The organism is Ruegeria sp. F11 (assembly GCF_056533855.1).
In genome coordinates this window covers 1-17822 of record NZ_JBQFOW010000001.1, presented here as the reverse complement: position 1 = coordinate 17822, position 17822 = coordinate 1, and the positions used below count along the sequence as shown (strand labels likewise).

Below are 17822 nucleotides of genomic sequence, written 5' to 3'. Positions count from 1 at the left end.
TCACTCGTAAAAACATGGGAAACTCAGGCCAGCATGGACTGCAGGCCGTCTTCGGTACTGAACTCTTCTGTTGGCGTCAGTTGCGGTGCTGTTCCGGCCTCCATCTGTCCGCCAGAGGCTTCTTCCATGATCATGGCAATCGCCTCATTAGTCAGTTCCGCGATCTCTTCATTGTCCGGCATATCAATGAGGCTGGCCTGATGAATCAGCAGGTCGGAATACTCGCCCTCACCGGTCATGACGACGGAATCGACGCCTAACTTGGTGACGTCAGCGGCATTCAGAATGGCATTGCTGCCGGCGACCACGTCGGTTTCCGGGGCGTTCGGCCCCGAAAGATGCACATCGTCCTGATCCAGCATCATCGTGACCTGTTCCATAATGTTGACCTGCATCAGGTCACCATCGATCTTCAGGACCCGCATCTGCTCCATCCCGGCAAACATCGGGTCATTCAGCAACGCCTGTTCCAGCGCCTCCATGTCCATCTCTTGCAGCGCCATCGCGTTCGAGATGTTGTCGCCGATATCCTCGTGCGTGTCTTCGCCCATCGTGGTGATCGAGGCGTCGTTCATCACCAGGTTTTCGTCGTCGCCGTCTTCGTGAGTGGCGGGGATTACCCCTGTAACGATGTCGTCATCCATCAGAGCGATGCTCTGGTGCAGCACATCGACCGAAATCATATCCCCACCGATCATGACCAGGTCGTAATAGCTGCCAAGCTGAATGATGTCGGTCACGTTGACCATCTCGTTATCGCCCAGCGCGTACAGCGTGGACGAGGCCGAGATTTCGGTTTGAATGTGGTCGATATCCGTCGCGTCGATCAGTTGGCTGATGAAGTTCGCAACCACCATATCGCCGTGAACCCAATCGACCGTGATGAAAGCGGGTTGTTCCGTGCCGCCGTCCAGCCACGAGGCTTCGTTGGCCTCGACCACAATCTCGGTGGACTGGATGACATTGGTGCCACTTTCGGTGCCCGGTAGCCCCTGGTCCCAATCCGAAACGGCTGCCACTTGGCTGATCATTGTCAGGTTGATCGACTGACCGCCCACGGCGATGAATGGCGCATCGACCCACGCAACGGTGGTGGATATCGCATTGATCGCCAGATTTCCGCCAGCGATTACCGTATGCCCTTCATCGAAATCAGGGTCTTTCGATTGATCCCATTCGTCTGGGAACTGCGCTTCGTACTCGGCCTCGGCTTCCTCGTCCTCATCGGGTTGATGATACTCGGGCAGCAAATCGTTCCAGACCGGTGCTTCGTCCACATACTCACCGTTCACAATGATGCCCAGCGCATCTTCGCCGTGGAATTGGTGAATGGTGACGCCCTCGACCTCGGAGTTCAACGGGTTCTGCATCTGCTCGGCCAGCTCTTTCACGGCGTCGACGGATGCATAATCCGCAAGGCTGAAAGACGGCGCGGCAAAGGCGTGCAGGGACAGGGCGGTATCCAGAAACGCTTCGCCCTCGGCAATCAGATCCTCAGTGTCGCGAAAGTCGCCCTCGCCCACCGTATCGTTGTCGCGCAGGAACAGCTTTTGCAGCGTGAAGGTTACTGCCGAACCCAAGGGTTCAATTTCCGGACGAATGAACAGCACTTCAAAGTTTACATCAGGACCCCCGAAAAATGACTCGGGAACGAACCGTTCGGCCAGCGGGACGCCATCCAGATAGATCGCGGCCTCTTGAATGGGGCCAAACGGGGCCGGTGGCAGAGGCAGGTCTGCGGGCGGCGCGTCGAATTTGAAAGGAAGGGGTTTGTAGTCGCCCGGATCAAGTTCGAGCTTGGCTTTGACATTGATTTTGATGGGGTCTTCCAGTTCATCAAGCTCGGCTTTGCGCCGCATGGCCGTGAACTCTTCGTACTGATCCCGCAACCGGGCCTGTTCGGTGGTTAGCTCAAAAGTTCCAATAAAATGGGCAATCTTTTCGGTAATACTGTCAAGGGCCATATCGGTCATCCTTTACACCCGCACCGGCTACAATTTCCGCCTTGGGTTCAGCTTGACCGAGGCCGCAGATTACGGCCCCGGCGTTATCGTTAAAATCACGGGGCCCGAGAATGCGGACCCCGTTTTACTGTTTACGCGTCGGTGTCGTCGCTTGCGTAGGACGACGTCATCGAACCGCCAACCATGGTCGTATCGACCGAGTTACCAAGCACGTTGGCACCCATGACGATCGACTGGTTGAACGCCGATGTATCGACAACGGCTGCTGCCGAAGCGTAGGACTCGCCAGTCACGATACCATCGCCACTGTTGTTCGAACCCCATGCGCCGCCGTTACCGCCAGCACCGCCGTCGCCCGAGTAGGCACCAGCCGCGCTACCACCGGTGATCGTGCCACCCATGGTGTCGCCGGACATCGCCGTACCGGTTGCCGCGCCGCTGGTTCCGCCGGTTGCAGCAGATGCACCACCGGCACCGCTTGCGCCCGAACTTGCCGCGCCGGTCGCGCTGCCGGACCCGGTCGAGGTCGCATCGTTGTCCGAGCTACCCGCACCGCCGTAACCGGCAATCGCTTCTGCCAAGGCGTCTGCCGAACCTTCGTTGTCGGAGTCGCCCATAACATCAGCAGCACCGCCGGCACCGGCCGTATTGGCCGCATCGGCAGATCCCGCACCGCTACCGGTCGAGGTCGCTGTCGGCGTGGTCGTACCACCGGCACCACCGTCACCGTCGGCTGCTGCCGTACCGGTGCCAGTACCGTTTGCCGCACCGTCGGCATCGTTCGTGCCGCCGTCGCCGCCGCTACCATCGGTCGCTTGCGAGTTGTCGGCCGATCCGTTCACGTCACCCGAGGTCTGGTCGATGTCAGGTCCGCTTGCGGACTGATCGCCAACCGCCTGCGAATCGGCATCCGAGTCGGCCGTACCGCCGGAACCGTCACCGCCGGAACCATCGCCGCCGTCGCCGTCACCGCCAGAACCGTCGCCGCCGTTTCCGTCGCCACCATTGCCGTCGCCGCCTTCACCGGCTTCAGCATCAACCATGCCAAGCTCTTCCTGCAGGGCCATGATTGCCGCTTCGACCAATGCCGCGAAACCGCCTTCGCCGTCACCACCGGTGCCGTCACCGCCAGTTCCGTCGCCGCCGTCTCCGTCACCGCCGGTTCCATCACCGCCGTCTCCGTCGCCGCCGTCGCCGTCGGCCGAGCTGTCAGCAGCACTGGACGCAGTACCATCAGCATCATTGCTGCCCGCGGTCGCGTCATTGGCTTCGGTGTCCGCGTCGCCGGAGTTCGATGCCGAGTTATCCGAGGTGGCGTCGCCGTCACCGCCGTCCGCACCATCGGCACTCGTATCGTTCGTCGCGTTGCCATTGCCGTTGCCGTTGGAGTCAGAGTCGCTGTCGCCGCCATCAGCGTCGCCATACGCGCCTGCACCAGACAGACCAAGGCCAAGGCCCAGACCGAATGAATCCGCGCTACCGCCAGCACCGCCGGTGCCCTGACCGTTGGCGTCTGAAGAACCGGAATTGCTGGCCGAAGACGAGTTATCCGCGTCGCCGCCATTGCCGCCGGAGCTGTCGCCGTCAGATGCGGCATCCGAGGTGCCTACACCCATGCTGGCATTATGTGCGTCACCGGTCGAACCGCCGTCACCGCCGGTCGAGGCCGCATCTGCGCTGCCAGTATGGCCACCCAGAGCATGTGCATGACCACCACTGGTCGCCGAGCTTGCATCACCGCCGTAGCTGGTGCCGCCATAACCGGAGTCACCGCCATTGGCGTTTGAACCGATGCCCTCTTCGGCATGGGCAGTACCGCCATGCGCATCGCCTTCCTGGTGGAACATGCCGTCATTCGACACGGACGCTGACTCGAGCGAGTCGTTGTCATCCAGTGTGTTCACCTGGTTGTTGACCGATGACATCGCGGTCCCGGCACCATCCATTGAGATGTCCAGGTTCATGTCGTCGCCGGGATCGTAGTCAAGATCACCACCAGCGCTGATCACATCGCCAACCGATGCGTCATCGCCGAGGTCCAGATCGACCTGATCGTCATCGCGCGGAATCCACTCGCCGCCGCCAAAGTCGATGTTGATGGCGTTGTTGTTCGAGTTGTCGTTGCTGTCGTCACCAGCATCCAGCGTCTGAGACTGGTCCTGATCCTGACCTTGGTCCTGACCTTGGTCCTGGCCCTGATCTTGACCCTGATCCTGACCTTGCTCTTGGCCCTGATCCTGTCCCTGATCCTGCGCTTGGTCGTTCGAGGATTCGACGTTCTGATCTTGCTGCTGCTGCTGAGCAGTCAGGTCCGCATCAATCGTCGCTTCTGCAATATCCACGTCTGCATCGAGATCGGCAGAGAGATTTTCGACATTAATTTCGTCGACGGTCGTAACATTGGTGTTATTTACATTGCGTCTCATAACAATAATCCATCACTGATACGCCAGACCGCCATTCATCTACAAAGCGGTATTCGGCGTGTTGGAAACAAAAAACTCCACATACAGCCGCTGAATTGCGCTGAATGTGGTCGTCAAGCATGTGTCGTGCCCACCTCCCTTCTCGGCCAAGCCGAATTCGCGACCGCTTTTTAGTGCGCCACAATAGGCAGTGCGCGGTCACGCAAGGATATTGAAGCTTCCTGAATTGAAGCCCTCTCATCGTTGCAGGGGTACCTGCGAACGCCTAGCTGCCTGAAAGTACTAAAGAGATTAAAACTTTGTTTTTGCTGTATTTTAAGTGCTCAAAAACTCATCTTGGGAAAAAGCGCACTGATTTTTTCACCGAGCCCGGAAGGCACAAAGAAATCCAATTGTTTCCGCAATTTAGGCACAAAATTGCCTCAAATACCTAAACGAAAGTTCTATGTGAAGCTTCGATTTTCTTTTGCCTTATTGCTGAAAATTCTACTTTCAGGTATAGTCCCCTTACTATTTAATTGAATACACTACCCTTTCACCGCCCTAAACTTCAGCTTAATTAACGAAACAATTATTATCTCAATTTTTACCGGAGAGAATAATAATGAGTGAAACCGTAATGAGTAATTCCGATACCCAAAGCACCGGTTACGAGGACTTCTCGATCAATTTTATTGGCAAAGAATTATTCTATTCGAATCAAACCCTAAGAAGCGTTCACAATGAATTTGGCGTTCAAGCCCTGCGCCACGAAACGCTTGATGCTCTGGCAGGGACCGCCGCAGCGGCTGGCAGTGTCATGGTTGTCGATCAACTCTTGCTGGATGACCTTCTGGCCCGCCCAAAGGACTATATCCGCAATGCCGCGTCCAGCTGCCTGGCCTTCGCCTATCGTAAAGAAGAATCGGCCCGCGTCCTTTTTGAGAACTGGGATCGAGAGCAATTCGGCGATATCGGCTATCTGCCCATGAACGTCGCGCCGGATGTTTGGCGGGCAATACTTAGGCTGCTGATGCATGAGGAACTGTATCTGCCCTGCTTCCTCGCCAACGCCGTTTCCAAACCGAGCCCTCGTCCAAACGGACCCGCCCCCGCATCGCCCCGCGCAGACAGCCCGAAACTTCAAAGCCTCTACGCCAAACTGACACGCCGGGAAAAACAGGTCCTGCGTCTGGTTTCTCAGGGGGAAAGCAACAAGGTTATAGCCTCCCGGCTGGGCATTACCGAGCACACGGTCAAGCTGCACATGCATAACGTGGTGGGCAAGATCGGGGTCAGCAACCGCACCGCCGCCGCTCATTTCTATTTCGAGGTCGCGCCAAACGACGCGCAGATTTCAATTGACTGATCCTTTCGAGGCCCGCTTCGACCGCCTGATCCTTCTGGTCGGCAAGCTGAATTACATGTGGACCAACACCGAAAGCCTGCTAATCCACCTGATCGCTGGCCTGAGCGGGACCTCAAAGGACGTCGCCGTAATCATCTTCCTGACTTTGAACACCACCAGAGCCCGGATAGATCTGGTCGAACGTCTGGCCAAAATGGATGGTCGCTCGGCTGAGATACGTGATCCGATTCTGAAGCACACCCATCGCCTCAGCAAACTGTCGGGCATCCGAAACAAGTTCAATCACTGCATATACTCTTTCGACAAGGAAAGTGGGAACCCAAAGACCATTCTGATGCGCATCTCGGACCGCAAAACCGACATCAAACTGGGCCGGGAAGACACGGTAGATGACGAGGCGATACACGAGATCGAGGACGTGGTCGAACAACTGTCAGCCGCAAACCGCGACATCTGGCGCCTGATCACGGAACTGGGTTATCCGGTCTAGTTGTTTCCCCGCGGCGTGGCGCTTGGAGTTAGCACCTTAGCGTCTAATTCCAACAATGCGCCTAAAAACTTGGTACCCGCGGCCGGACTCGAACCGGCACGGCGTTTCCGCCTGGAGATTTTAAGTCTCCTGTGTCTACCATTCCACCACGCGGGCAAAGCGCTTTGACCCGCCGTCGGGCCTGAGAAACCCCTAAAGCGACAAGGTAATGAAGACAATGCGTTTCAGCAGAGAAGAGACGGTTAATTTGAGGTACCTCACAAGCGGGTTTGCCGCCGCACGAGATCGATCATTGTTCAATCAAACGCCTCCGCTTTGGAGTCGCAATGGTTGCGCCTGCCTCGGAGCGCTTCACTGTATTTGCTGAAAAATGGTGCCCCCACACGGCATCTAATCCTTGTTTCAGGATGCTTCACCATGTCCCAAGAATTTGCTGAATGATTTATTTACAGTGATTTAACTGTGCCACTGTGTTCCACTATGCCCCAGCGTATACTATATATTGAGGGTGGATAGAGAGGTGGTTGAGTGTCACGCCCTTTGAACAAGCTCAGTGCAGCTACGCTGAAGGCTTCCGCTCCCGGAAAGTATTCTGACGGTGGCGGGTTGTGGTTCCACCGTCGCGAGGATGGCGGGGCACAATGGTTCTTGCGTGTCACTGTCCACGGTCGTAGGCGTGAAATGGGTCTGGGGCCTTATCCCGAGGTATCGCTCAAGGAAGTCCGTCAGGTGGCAGAGAACTGGCGGGCTGTTGCTCGGAAAGGCATTGACCCAATCAAAGAACGCGAACGTCTCAAGCGTGAGGAAGCCAGTAAGCTGCATCTGTTGAAGGACGTTGCCCTGGATGCGTTCGAGAGCCGAAAGGCCGAGTTGAAAGGTGATGGTAAAGCAGGCCGGTGGTATTCACCGCTAGAACTGCATGTGCTGCCCAAGCTTGGGAAAGTGCCGGTCGTGGAACTGGACCAAAAGGATATCCGGGATACGCTTGCCCCTATCTGGCACACAAAGGCGGATACAGCCCGGAAAGCTATGAACCGGCTATCAATCGTGATGCGCCACGCTGCGGCCCTCGGCTTGGATGTGGATTTGCAAGCCACTGACAAAGCAAAGGCGTTGTTAGGAAAACAGCGCCACAAGGCCAAGAACATTCCCGCAATGCCGTGGCAGGACGTTCCAGCCTTCTATCAAAGCTTGGACGGCGGAACGACAACCGAGCTTGCGCTGCGTTTGCTTATACTTACAGCAGTGCGGTCTTACCCTTTGCGAAACCTGCGCCTGGATCAGATTGACGGTGACGTATGGACCATACCGGCAGAAGCGATGAAGGGACGCAGAGACGCGACCCAAGATTTCCGGGTGCCACTATCCACTGAAGCCCTTTCTGTAGTCGAGAGAGCCAAGCCCATGGCTCGGGACGGCTACCTTTTCCCAAGCGTCCGCCGTGGTGTGATTTCTGACATGACAATGAGCGCGTATATGAAGCGCCGTGGTCTGGTTGAACGCCCGCACGGTTTCCGGTCTTCGTTCCGAGATTGGGTGGCGGAGACGCAGAACGTGCCGTTCGAAGTTGCTGAAACCTGCTTGGGTCACGTTGTTGGTGGGTCTGTTGAACGCGCCTATAAGCGTACCGATTTCTTGGAGCAACGTGGCCGACTGATGAGAAAATGGTCATTGTTATTGTCGGGTTCAAAAAAATTAGGAACACGTGATGAGGGCGCATCATGAATAAGAATGATGTTGATTGGGGCGTCCCGGATTGGACCGACGAAAGAGCTTATGAAATCAGCGACGGATGGGATTTAGAACAATGGCGTTGGGAGTTTCGGCGGCGCAGCCAGCCAGTTAGGTTCTGCTTCTCTGACCTCGCAATCCGTGACTGGCGAAAATCTGGTAAACCTGTTCCAAGAAACGTGATTAATCATCCGCGATACAGAGATCATTTCTTTCGGCTGGTTCCAGCACGGGCGGCTGGTATTGGTTACTCGCACCTGCCAAACCCTGCCTATTCGAATAGCTACGCTTTGCTTAAGTCAGAGCTGGGCGGAAAGCTCCATTTTTTGGAGTCGCGAAAGCTTCTCCCGTTTCATCTTGAAGCTCAAAAGCTTGGTTCATGGGACACAGCAAGCTGCATAGGGCCGGGTCAGGTAGCAATTGTGTTCGATTGCGACAAACCGCTTGATCCTCAACTAGACGGCTTAAAAGACTATTTAGAAATGCACAGAAACCACGCCACAAAGGGCCTCGAAAGAACTCATAAATCCAAATGGAAGAGGTACTTACGAGTTTTGGACGCTAAGGCGCAAGGAGCATCGTACGCAGATATAGCAAGTGTTCTGTTAGGTGGCGTCACGGCAGCGACTCAGCAGACAGCTAGAGACAATGTCCAACAGGCCGAAGTTACCCGTGATAGAGTGTGATTTAAGGGTTTAGTTTCTTTCGCAATATTCTAATTCGCCTGTATGAATGACTCTAGGTGCACCACGAAGCAACGCGGTGCACAGTCATGAAGCTACTTTCCTTCCAAGACCTGCAAGCCAAGTTGGGCGGTCGCAGTCGCTCCAGCGTTTACCGCGACGTCGAACTGGGTCGTATTCCTGAGCCTATCAAGTTCGGTTCTCGTCTTTATTGGAACGAGGCCGATATCGATGCTGCAATCGAGAAACAGGTTGCGGCCTAAAAGAAACCCCCACCCGAGGCACGGGCGGAGGCGAATTCTTTTAGGTGGTACTGAGAGAATAGCCGAAAGCCTGATGTCTTTCAACAAAAGAAGGACAATAAATGGTTACTTTCGAGCAAAACCAAACAATCAAAACCGAACTTCCACCTTCAAACGCACTGCGCGTGTATCGCTGGGCAGACCTTCCCAACTTGACGGCCCCAGCGCTGTATCGGGTCACCGATCCGGGTAAGGAGCCGCGCGAAATCCACGCATCCAAGCACAAGCGCCAAGTCCTTGAAGGGCTGATGCGGTCTCCACTCTACGCGGCCAGCTACTGCCGCCTCTCGGATCAAGTGCTGCCCCTGCGGCGCGATGACGGCGTGAACATCGAGTGCAAGATGTATCGGGGTGATGCAGATACCGGACGCCAGAAGTTCGGCATCTATTTCCTCGTCAGCAAAGTTGAGCTGATCCAGGCGAACGAGGTGGCGGCATGAGAACCCGGGACCTCCAAATTCACGCCCTTCGTCGCAAGCACGGCCTGTCAGAGGCCGCCGCACGGCTAATTGCCGCCCTCTACTACGGGGAGCGTCGGTCATGATGGTTGTGGTCCCATGCAACGGGCGCGAGGAAATCCGCATATCTCGCGCCCCTGTAGACGCAAAACCCCATCCGGGATTGGACATCGTAGATTTCCGAGTCTGGTCCAAAACGAAAGCAGGTCTGCGCCGTACCAATCGCGGCGTCATGTTCGAGGCCTCGTTACTGCCATATGTTCTGAGGGCTTTGTTGGATGCGTCCAACAGAGCAACGGTCGAATAAATGGGGCGTGACAAGCGTAACGAGAAGCGCGGCGAGCACTTCGCAAAGCTTCCCCGAAACATGATGGAGGAGCCCGCTTGGCGGGCTCTCTCACCCGTCGCACAGGCGCTGTATCCGTGGCTCAAGCTGGAATGGAAAGGCCCGGACAGCAACAATAACGGCAGGATCAGTTTAAGTGTCCGGCAGGCGGCAGAGCGTCTAGGTGTGACACGTAACACTGTCGCCAATGGCTTCCGCGAATTGCAGGCCAAGGGCTTCATCGCAGTAACCACGCCACCCAAACTTGGTGACAGTGGTGTAGCTACTTCCCCGCTGTTTGAACTCACTGAGTTATCCCTACCCGCCGCACACGGGAACAGCGGACGAAGACTGTACAAGCAATGGTCCGAAGGCGCGGATTTCCCTGTCGTCAAAGCCCCGATTCACAACCCCAATGGGACCAACGGAAAAGAAAAATCCCGTCATCAAAATCATGACAGCACCGTCTTAAAATTTGTGCCGGGGACAGCAGAGGCGGCACAAAAATGATGACAGGGCGGCTCAAAATTTGTGCCGGAAACGCCCCATTTCGGCAGGGCTCCCGGCTCAATATTGATGACATCCTTAATCTACCAGGGTGTCTGGGGGAAACGGACACCTTCTGCACCAACAATCCAATAAGCGAGGCATGAGCAATGACGGATGAATCCGAACGAAAAAACGTGGGCAATACGTACACTGACGAAAGCGGTAAGTTTGCCCAGGGCAACCCCGGCAAGCCCCGAGGAACCCGGCACAGGGTCACACGGGCGGTTGAAAGATTGCTTGAGGGCCAGTGTGAGCAAATCACGCAGAAAGCGGTCGAGATGGCGCTTGAAGGCGACAGCACTGCCCTGCGTCTCTGCTTGGAGCGGATAGCGCCCACGAGGAAGGACGCGCCGGTTAGTTTTGACCTTCCACCTATCCAAAGCGCTCAGGACGCCTCAGAGGCCGCACAGGCGGTCCTACAGGCCGTGTCTCAGGGTGAGGTGACCCCGTTGGAGGGCGCAACGGTCATGGGGCTGGTGGAGCAGTACAGGCGGGTCCTGGAAACCACGGAACTGGAACGCCGGATCACAGCATTGGAGGCAGGAAAATGAACATCAGAAATCGACTGGCAGCTTTGGAAAGCAGGAAAGCTGTATGCGCCGTATCGAAGTCGGGCGCATCGGATCAGTTGACCAAGCAACTGCTAAGCACTGCCGAACGGATGCGGTATACCCCACTGAACCAACTGACCGCTAAGGCATCACCCGTAGAGGTTGCCGCCCTCATATTGGATGGCCGGGTGGATGAGGAAGTAGCCCGGAAATGTATCGAGCTTTCTAAGCAATCAGCCCCGAACGCGAAACTGTTCCAATGCTTCTTGGACGCAGCCGGTTGCAACCAAGCAAGCCTGACGGAGGAAGGTTGATATGAGCATCAAAAATCGCTTGAAGAAACTGGAAGCAAAATCGCCGGTCACTCAGGATCATCTCATCGTGTTCTATCAGATTTACGGGATCAAAAAGGGCACCGAGGAAACCACCCGGATTGTCGAGTACAGGCCTGGACCTGCAAGAATCTGCGGCCTTGGTGTTGGTCGTATTCATCCAAAAGACGGCGAAAGCAAAACCGAGTTTGAGCGGCGCGTGTATGCCATCAGGGCTGGCGGCAAGCTCATTGAAGACATGACCGAAGAAGAACGTGTAGCGGCATTCGCTGCTGCGGACCTGGAAATGGAAGGAAGCAACCATAACGATAAGTAAACGCGTCAGCAAATTGGAACAGGCTGCAAATGGGGATTCTGTCCTCTACTTCGTGGAAACGCTAGCCGTCTAAGAAGAAACTGACCTGATTATCCAAAGCGCCGCAGTGAGTGGGACGGTGATGGAGCGCCAGCCCAAGGAGATTCAAGAGGATTTCAAGGAGCGGGCCAACCCATACGGTCGGCGACACGCCTACCTTGAGCAAGATGGCGAAAACCTCTGAGAGGAGCAGAGTAAATGAACATGAAAAGCAGAATAACCCGGCTAGAAGCACGGTATGCGAAGTCGAGAGACGCAGGAGATGAGAAAAGATATCAACGAGCATGTGCGTCTGGCTCGCGCTTTGGAGCGGCTTGTCGATAGCGAGTTGTAGCAGTGTACTTGATGCGTGTTTGGCCAAATCTCAGCACAAGACTATCGACACGGCGCGGCTAAAACCATGACCCATGTACGGCCCGTCGCCTCGTACAGCGCAAACTCCTTAGCTTTCGGTGACAGTAAGTTGGCTCTGTGTCCAGGCGATTGCGCCCAAGCCAACATAACGGCGTCTAGACCGTTCTGCCCTTGGGCGATGTTTTCAGCCACAAAACACCATTCGTAGCCCGCGTCGCGTACTCGTTCGCCCACATCAGACCCGTTGGAGCCGTTATGCGAAAAGAAACCCTTCTTCACCATGTCTTCAGCATGAGATTTGGCGGCTTTCTCCAGTCTTTGATTGTAGCTTACCTCTGCAAGGCCTTGGCTATTGCGAAATGTGTTGAGTTCGTCCTCTGCCAAGGGATTTGCCGCGAGGGGAGCGGGCAGCAGGAGCGCCAATGCAGTCAACAAACGTACCATCTCTCTCTTTCTCAATTTAAAGCTCATTGGCGAGCACGCAGCGAGTTTAGAACACTTGAAACAGCTCACCTGGGAACAGGCAAGAGACCAACGTGGTTTGCAGAAATGGGGTAGCTTTCAGACATACTCTTTAGCCAATCTGACATCGGCGGCAAAAATAACAAATAATTTGGCAAAGTTTCACAATCCCAATTTACCCTGCGCCATCACAATCCGCGCAGGAGAAGCTGCATGCCCGGACCGAAAAAACCTAAAGGATATTGGAACAAGAAGCGGTGCCACGCAGTTGCCCTCATGTACACCACCAGAGCAGAGTTCGCGCGAGGTGACAAAACGGCATACAACGTAGCAGCAGACGCGAGTTGGTTGGATGAAATCTGTTCGCACATGCCTAAAAACGTCAAAACCAGCGGAAACGTTAGCCAAGGAAACTAGGTGTTTGAGATGAAGCCAAAAATGGCTGACTCTTGGCAGACCGGGGTACGACGCGCCAAAATCATACCCCCTCTTGGAAATCGTTAACCCCCTCAAGACGCGCCGCACCGCTTTGGTACCAGAGCAGAATGTTGGAATTGTGTCTGGGACAAGAAAATAGAGGGTCTAAGGGAAACCCCCAATTTCGGAAACATGAACCAGAGAGTAGGGTTTTATCAACGGACCACTTAACCCAATCCGTAACACCCCCACAATATGAGGGGCTGGCCAAGACCCCCTCATCCAGCCCCTCACACCACCCATCACTTTCTATTCATTTGTGACAGGCAGTTGTGGTTGTCCCTGGCGGCGTGGAGCAAGTGCATCCTGTTAGCCGCTCCGCGTACATTCACTATTTTGGGGGAAGAGGAGATAAGCTGGCAAATTAATTGCCTAGGTGACGTAAAGTAACGCTGTCATTTCTGCTCCGGCCACGCAGGAAGCTGTTCTGGCGCAGCTACGTAGTGCCGCTCAAGCCATTCCTTGAAGACAGACCAATAGTCCTGCGGCTTTGCTGTGTATCGGCGTGAATGCAGGTCTGCGATTGTGATTTCCAACTGCCGCCACCACTGCAGTTTGAGCCTGAGCCCATGCGCTTTTGCCCACGCGCGCAATGCGGCTTCCCAATCGTCCACACGACGGGATTCAAGTTCGATATGAAGGTCGAAGGGGATTCGGTTGGGCCAGTTCTGCATAGGGAACAGGTAGCGAACATCGACCGCTTGTCCAAATGAAAAATCGCACTTACCGTATTTCACATGTGCAACCTTTACTCCAACACGATCCCCGCCGAAGCGATGCGCCAACTGTTCGACGTTGCGGTTGAACGCGACAGGCTTGGAAACGCAGAGCCCCTACCGGCGATTTATCCAAAGCATATGGCTCCGGTGGTCAGAATTACCGAAGATGGCGAGCGAGAATTGCTGCCGCTTAGTTGGGGGTTTCGGACAACGAAGAAATCCAAGAAGACTGGGGCAATTATCCAGCCGAATGCCTGGAACAATGCCCGAGACGACAAGGTACGTTCGAGCGGGCTTTGGAGGGGCAGTTTCGAGCATCGTCGTTGCCTCGTGCCTGCCAGTTCCTTTTGCGAGGCCAAGGGGCGCAACCCGGCCACTTATCACTGGTTCGCCCTGAAAGGCGATGAGGACCGCCCGCCGTTCGCTTTTGCCGGGATGTGGCAAGAGTCGCGCTATGCGGGCAAAGAAGGCCCCGACGCCGTCGAGACGTACACTGTGGTTACTACAACAGCAAATGAGATTGTGAAGCCGATCCACCATCAGAGAATGCCGGTGATCCTCAAGCCAGACGACTATGAACAGTGGATGAGCGGCGGCCCTGACGAAGCTTTTGAGCTTCTGCAACCTTATGACGCCGACGGCATGCAAGTCGTTCTTAGCGGTGAGGGTGAGAAATCGGACAAGTTAATTTGACTGTTTTGGCACTATTTTTCAATCAGTATGGCCGTCTATTTCGCTAAGAGTTCTTTTTAATCGATTTCGGATTTGTTGGATTTCTGTCAGTCTAGATTCGTATTGATCCTGTGTGAGGCTTTGACCTTCAAGTTGACTTCGCAGTGCTTTCAACTCTTTGTCTTGGTTCGCATTTGTGTCGCTCAAATTTGCTTCACTCTTTATTGTACTCTTTGCAGTTGCCCGCTGCTTCGAGGCCAGTTCCCTTTTCCATTCTAAGACCATTGCGTCAGTGACTTGCCGACGCAATTCGGCAACAAAAGCATGGTCAATTCTTCCGTTACCGGTAAGGCCGTAAGCAACTGAAAACTCACCAGCGGCACCGACAGTTCGATTACCTAAGATACCATCCACTTGGCCTGGACTGTAACCACCTGCGTTCAGGCGTTCCTGTATTTCGTGAACCAGTTCTTTCGTCATTAAGAAAGGTACTTCGTCAAGTTTCTGAGTATCCGATGCTGAGGTTTCTTCATCTTTGGACAAGCTGGGTACTTGACTATCGAGTTTTGCCAAACGGCGTTCCGCTATCGAACGGAACTTGCCTTCCGGGAACTGTGAAAGGTAATCGCGATAATCCGCGTCCGTTCCGCCTCGTTCGGTCGCCTGCCAAAAGGCAAGCTCCAACGCCTCAGAGGACGAGCTTTGAATTCTGTCGTCTTCGCTCTTTGGCTGAATGGGTTTTTGGTTTAAGAACACTTGCCGCGAAGACAACGTGCCGTAGAAGAAAGGTTCCTGCACGTGACTTGTCGCTTCCAGAACGTCATCCCGGACGCGCCGGACAAGCTGCCCAACCTCGAGGTTCGGCTCATTGAGTGCTGCCAACAAAGCTCTGGCAAATGGGCTATTGCGTCCGACACCATCATTGGCCACAGTGCCATGGCGAGCGGCATAGAAGATAAGGCTGCTTCCCGAAGGCTCAATGTCAGCCAGTCCTCTACCGATTGACCGACTTGTGCCGTTCGAGAATGCCATCGTATTCAAAAACGGATTATCGCGGCAAGCGTCCAGCAAAATCAGTTGGAGCTCTGTTGCACCTTGAACCGAGCGCTCCAGCAAGCTCAAAGGGACAGTTTCGAATTCAATATCGAGGTCCGATTTCAGAGATGCGTCGGTTGGAATAAGGTAGTTTTTGCGCTCAATCTCAACACCGTGCCCCGCAAAGTAGATTATGGCGTGTTTGGCACCAGCGCTCTCGTTTCGAAACTCTCGTAGCGCCTGCTCCATCGCATGTTTTTCCAAGTCGACATGTCGAGTTACAGCATATCCCAGACTGGATAGAGTCGATGCGATATCACTGGCGTCGTTCAGTGGGTTGTTAAGGTCACTGAAGTCTCCGTAGCTAGCATTGCCAATGACCAAGGCAAACCTATCTGATGCTGCGGCAGAAAATGGCAGGGATAATGCCAAAATAATCCAAGAAATAGTCTTAAACAAATACGCCAAAAGTCCACTCCCGTGGTTTGCTGCTAGAGTATCTCACAAAGCTCTTGCCGGTCAAATTCCCACAGAAAAAAGTAATCTTTTTACAGTAGCTTCAAGAATTCCATAATCCTAATCGCAAAACAAATGTGCATTAACTCCGACTGTAGCACCCAGTCTGTTTGAGCCGGAACTTTGTCTCTGGGAAATCCAAACCCTGTATCGATCCTTCGGGAATATCACTTCTTGGGACGTGAACCGGAACGCAATTTGCGTATGGCAAGCGAGGCGTCTTTGTTCAGAGCCTTCTCATCTTGATCCAACAGCTTGATGTATTTTTTGGCGAGCGCTTGTGCTTCTCGGCGCGCTCCATCCGTGAGCTTGGGGCTTTTTAGCAATGCTGGTAGTTCTGTATTCACAAAGATTTTCAGCGCATTGAGGTTTTTGAAATTCTTGTCCTTAGGGTCTGGCATTATGCCTTCCATGACATGTATTTCGCCCTCGGCCCCCTTGGCATACCAATGGCTCATGGTTTTCCAAACAATGTCCTTTTTCAGTTGCTTTTCAGGAAATAGCGCATTCGTCTTCTTAGAGACGGCATTTGCGTAGTCCAGCAAGGATTTAAACTTCAGCGGCTTTCCGAGTTGCTTCCCCAGGGTTCCGACCACTCCCGGATGCTTACCGATTTCACGCACAACATCGTTCAGAATTTGAATCTTTGTCAGGCCCAAAGATGCCCGAATTTTGTTTCTTTCTTCCAGCACCTTATAGGCTCGCTTCATCAGCGCACCGAACTTCTTTTCGAAGCCATCTTCCAAGTCTTTCTTGTCGGCCTTGATCCCTTTTGAGTTGGTAACCCATCCACCCGCATAAAACCCGGCGGCGTTGGGTTCTGGTCGAATGTTCGGCCCGTACTTATTCATGAACTTTCCGAAGCTCCGAAAATTCTCGAGCTGGATGGTTTCGATATCGTCAAACTTTGCCATGAAAAAACCTCACTATACCCTTTAGAGCTAACACCCCCGGATCAGCACGCAAACAAATTCATGATTGGACTCTTCCCCGGAAGGCCAAACCTCGTCTGAAACATTGAGGATTTTCGGGACGCAAGATGTAGTGGATTAGTTCTTCGCTAAGAACCGCTGTTTGCGCGGTGCATCTACGCCTCAAATCGGTCGAATGTTCACGCCCTGTTCTTGCTTTGAGGGAGGTAATATGTTACCGTACACCAAACAAGAATGGCAGGCAGTGGCGAACCAAATGAGCGTAGAAATCCGGGAAATGATGGCCGCCGTACGAAAGGCGGAAGATGAAACCAGAGAGGTCTATCGGTGGCTAAACAGCGACCGCTCAAAGCCTCTATCACCCGAACTGAAAGCCAGACTTGTAAGCATGGCGTCTGACAAACTTGGGGTAGCGCTTGCCGCCAAAGCCATGGACGAAATAGCAACGCAAAAAATGCCCGAGGTAATGCAATGAGCAGAATGGATGCATCGATAATTTTGGCTGGCCGCCAGCCAAATTTCATCAACGCACTGGCCCAAGGACAAGAGGCCCGCGCACGGGCTGACCAATACCAAAGCCAGAACGCACTGCGTGAGATGTACCAGACACACGGCCCGCAAATCATGGCCGGTGATCCGGCTGCGATGAATGTACTAGCCCGGCATGATCCCGGCGCAGCGGTCCAAATTCAAGGTCAGCACCAGATTCAAGCGCAGCGCCGCCAAGTGCAGGCCCGCCTGACAGCAGAGGAACGTCGGAGTGCAGAGGCGCATGTCGCCAAGATGGACGCAGCAGAGCGCGCAGCTACTGCGGAACGGATACAGACGGGCCTCAAGGCTGCATTTGGCGCACAGACCCCGGAACAGTGGGACGCGATGGTAACACAGTTTGGCGCTCAGGAACTCGTGGGCGAGTTTGAAAACAAGGAAGCCCATGTTCGCCGTCACATGGAATTTGCGCAGATTTTGCAAGCGGAACAGCCGGACAAACCGGCAGACGAATATCAACGGTATGTTGCGGAGGAAACAGCGGCGGGTCGCACACCTCTGAGCCGGATTGAATACGCGCAGGCCAAGAAGGGGCAAGGCTTCAACGTCACTACATCTGACGGCACCGTTGTCTCTTACGGCGGCGGGCAAC

19 protein-coding genes and 1 tRNA gene are annotated in these 17822 nt (G+C 54.4%); 13 read left to right on the top strand and 7 right to left on the bottom strand.

Annotation, left to right across the window (positions count from 1 at the left end):
• Positions 1-23: 23 nt before the first annotated feature.
• Positions 24-1964 (bottom strand): type I secretion protein, encoded by a 1941-nt coding sequence (locus ACR0NJ_RS00100; protein ID WP_480815102.1) that lies wholly within the window; start codon positions 1962-1964, stop codon positions 24-26.
• Positions 1965-2095: 131 nt separating this feature from the next.
• Positions 2096-4390, bottom strand: a complete 2295-nt coding sequence (locus tag ACR0NJ_RS00095) for a hypothetical protein (protein ID WP_480815101.1) — start codon at positions 4388-4390, stop codon at positions 2096-2098.
• A 619-nt stretch (positions 4391-5009) separates the two neighbouring features.
• Here ACR0NJ_RS00095 and ACR0NJ_RS00090 point away from each other — a divergent pair.
• Complete coding sequence (locus tag ACR0NJ_RS00090) at positions 5010-5738, top strand: response regulator transcription factor (protein ID WP_480815100.1); 729 nt, start codon at positions 5010-5012, stop codon at positions 5736-5738.
• A complete protein-coding gene (locus ACR0NJ_RS00085; RefSeq protein ID WP_480815099.1) occupies positions 5731-6228 on the top strand; it encodes a hypothetical protein in 498 nt (165 codons plus the stop codon). The genes ACR0NJ_RS00090 and ACR0NJ_RS00085 overlap by 8 nt, the downstream gene beginning before the upstream one ends.
• Positions 6229-6298: 70 nt before the next feature.
• Here ACR0NJ_RS00085 and ACR0NJ_RS00080 read toward each other — a convergent pair.
• Positions 6299-6384 (bottom strand) — tRNA-Leu (locus ACR0NJ_RS00080).
• A 372-nt stretch (positions 6385-6756) separates the two neighbouring features.
• Between ACR0NJ_RS00080 and ACR0NJ_RS00075 the strand changes: the two genes are divergently transcribed.
• From ACR0NJ_RS00075 to ACR0NJ_RS00040, 8 genes are all read left to right on the top strand, one after another.
• Positions 6757-7953: a tyrosine-type recombinase/integrase gene (locus ACR0NJ_RS00075; RefSeq protein ID WP_480815098.1), complete on the top strand. Its 1197-nt coding sequence runs from the start codon at positions 6757-6759 to the stop codon at positions 7951-7953.
• The gene (locus ACR0NJ_RS00070) at positions 7950-8645 is read left to right on the top strand and encodes a hypothetical protein (RefSeq protein WP_480815097.1); all 696 of its coding nucleotides are present in this window, start codon (positions 7950-7952) and stop codon (positions 8643-8645) included. The genes ACR0NJ_RS00075 and ACR0NJ_RS00070 overlap by 4 nt, the downstream gene beginning before the upstream one ends.
• Before the next feature lie 86 nt (positions 8646-8731).
• Complete coding sequence (locus ACR0NJ_RS00065) at positions 8732-8905, top strand: helix-turn-helix transcriptional regulator (RefSeq protein ID WP_480815096.1); 174 nt, start codon at positions 8732-8734, stop codon at positions 8903-8905.
• A 101-nt stretch (positions 8906-9006) separates the two neighbouring features.
• Positions 9007-9384: a hypothetical protein gene (locus tag ACR0NJ_RS00060; RefSeq protein ID WP_480815095.1), complete on the top strand. Its 378-nt coding sequence runs from the start codon at positions 9007-9009 to the stop codon at positions 9382-9384.
• 325 nt (positions 9385-9709) lie between these two features.
• Positions 9710-10237 (top strand): hypothetical protein, encoded by a 528-nt coding sequence (locus ACR0NJ_RS00055; protein WP_480815094.1) that lies wholly within the window; start codon positions 9710-9712, stop codon positions 10235-10237.
• 146 nt (positions 10238-10383) lie between these two features.
• A complete protein-coding gene (locus tag ACR0NJ_RS00050; protein WP_480815093.1) occupies positions 10384-10827 on the top strand; it encodes a hypothetical protein in 444 nt (147 codons plus the stop codon).
• Positions 10824-11141, top strand: a complete 318-nt coding sequence (locus ACR0NJ_RS00045) for a hypothetical protein (protein WP_480815092.1) — start codon at positions 10824-10826, stop codon at positions 11139-11141. Before ACR0NJ_RS00050 ends, ACR0NJ_RS00045 begins: the two co-directional genes overlap by 4 nt.
• Position 11142: 1 nt before the next feature.
• Positions 11143-11475 carry a hypothetical protein gene (locus ACR0NJ_RS00040; RefSeq protein ID WP_480815091.1) on the top strand — a complete coding sequence of 111 codons (333 nt, stop codon included), beginning with the start codon at positions 11143-11145 and terminating at the stop codon, positions 11473-11475.
• A gap of 414 nt (positions 11476-11889) precedes the next feature.
• Here the strand turns inward: ACR0NJ_RS00040 and ACR0NJ_RS00035 are convergent, their stop codons facing one another.
• Together ACR0NJ_RS00035 and ACR0NJ_RS00030 are read right to left on the bottom strand one after the other, a co-directional pair.
• A complete protein-coding gene (locus ACR0NJ_RS00035) occupies positions 11890-12339 on the bottom strand; it encodes a CAP domain-containing protein (protein WP_480815090.1) in 450 nt (149 codons plus the stop codon).
• Positions 12340-13202: 863 nt separating this feature from the next.
• Positions 13203-13544 (bottom strand): hypothetical protein, encoded by a 342-nt coding sequence (locus ACR0NJ_RS00030; RefSeq protein ID WP_480815089.1) that lies wholly within the window; start codon positions 13542-13544, stop codon positions 13203-13205.
• Between ACR0NJ_RS00030 and ACR0NJ_RS00025 the strand changes: the two genes are divergently transcribed.
• Positions 13545-14219, top strand: coding sequence for an SOS response-associated peptidase (locus tag ACR0NJ_RS00025; RefSeq protein WP_480815088.1), 675 nt, complete (start codon positions 13545-13547; stop codon positions 14217-14219).
• Between the two features lie 18 nt (positions 14220-14237).
• Here the strand turns inward: ACR0NJ_RS00025 and ACR0NJ_RS00020 are convergent, their stop codons facing one another.
• Together ACR0NJ_RS00020 and ACR0NJ_RS00015 are read right to left on the bottom strand one after the other, a co-directional pair.
• On the bottom strand, positions 14238-15701 hold the full coding sequence (locus ACR0NJ_RS00020; protein ID WP_480815087.1) for a caspase family protein: 1464 nt from the start codon (positions 15699-15701) through the stop codon (positions 14238-14240).
• A 215-nt stretch (positions 15702-15916) separates the two neighbouring features.
• Positions 15917-16663 (bottom strand): hypothetical protein, encoded by a 747-nt coding sequence (locus tag ACR0NJ_RS00015; protein WP_480815086.1) that lies wholly within the window; start codon positions 16661-16663, stop codon positions 15917-15919.
• A gap of 229 nt (positions 16664-16892) precedes the next feature.
• On the opposite strand from ACR0NJ_RS00015, the gene ACR0NJ_RS00010 reads away from it, so the two are divergent.
• A complete protein-coding gene (locus ACR0NJ_RS00010; RefSeq protein ID WP_480815085.1) occupies positions 16893-17156 on the top strand; it encodes a hypothetical protein in 264 nt (87 codons plus the stop codon).
• Positions 17153-17822: hypothetical protein (locus ACR0NJ_RS00005; RefSeq protein ID WP_480815084.1), on the top strand; the 670-nt coding region annotated here is incomplete at its 3' end. The genes ACR0NJ_RS00010 and ACR0NJ_RS00005, both read left to right, overlap by 4 nt.

Coding starts and splice junctions, on each gene's coding strand:
- ACR0NJ_RS00100 (WP_480815102.1), bottom strand. CDS start 1,964: ATGGCCCTTGACAGTATTACCGAAAAGATTGCCCATTTTATTGGAACT.
- ACR0NJ_RS00095 (WP_480815101.1), bottom strand. CDS start 4,390: ATGAGACGCAATGTAAATAACACCAATGTTACGACCGTCGACGAAATT.
- ACR0NJ_RS00090 (WP_480815100.1), top strand. CDS start 5,010: ATGAGTAATTCCGATACCCAAAGCACCGGTTACGAGGACTTCTCGATC.
- ACR0NJ_RS00070 (WP_480815097.1), top strand. CDS start 7,950: ATGAATAAGAATGATGTTGATTGGGGCGTCCCGGATTGGACCGACGAA.
- ACR0NJ_RS00065 (WP_480815096.1), top strand. CDS start 8,732: ATGAAGCTACTTTCCTTCCAAGACCTGCAAGCCAAGTTGGGCGGTCGC.
- ACR0NJ_RS00060 (WP_480815095.1), top strand. CDS start 9,007: ATGGTTACTTTCGAGCAAAACCAAACAATCAAAACCGAACTTCCACCT.
- ACR0NJ_RS00055 (WP_480815094.1), top strand. CDS start 9,710: ATGGGGCGTGACAAGCGTAACGAGAAGCGCGGCGAGCACTTCGCAAAG.
- ACR0NJ_RS00050 (WP_480815093.1), top strand. CDS start 10,384: ATGACGGATGAATCCGAACGAAAAAACGTGGGCAATACGTACACTGAC.
- ACR0NJ_RS00045 (WP_480815092.1), top strand. CDS start 10,824: ATGAACATCAGAAATCGACTGGCAGCTTTGGAAAGCAGGAAAGCTGTA.
- ACR0NJ_RS00040 (WP_480815091.1), top strand. CDS start 11,143: ATGAGCATCAAAAATCGCTTGAAGAAACTGGAAGCAAAATCGCCGGTC.
- ACR0NJ_RS00035 (WP_480815090.1), bottom strand. CDS start 12,339: ATGAGCTTTAAATTGAGAAAGAGAGAGATGGTACGTTTGTTGACTGCA.
- ACR0NJ_RS00025 (WP_480815088.1), top strand. CDS start 13,545: ATGTGCAACCTTTACTCCAACACGATCCCCGCCGAAGCGATGCGCCAA.
- ACR0NJ_RS00015 (WP_480815086.1), bottom strand. CDS start 16,663: ATGGCAAAGTTTGACGATATCGAAACCATCCAGCTCGAGAATTTTCGG.
- ACR0NJ_RS00010 (WP_480815085.1), top strand. CDS start 16,893: ATGTTACCGTACACCAAACAAGAATGGCAGGCAGTGGCGAACCAAATG.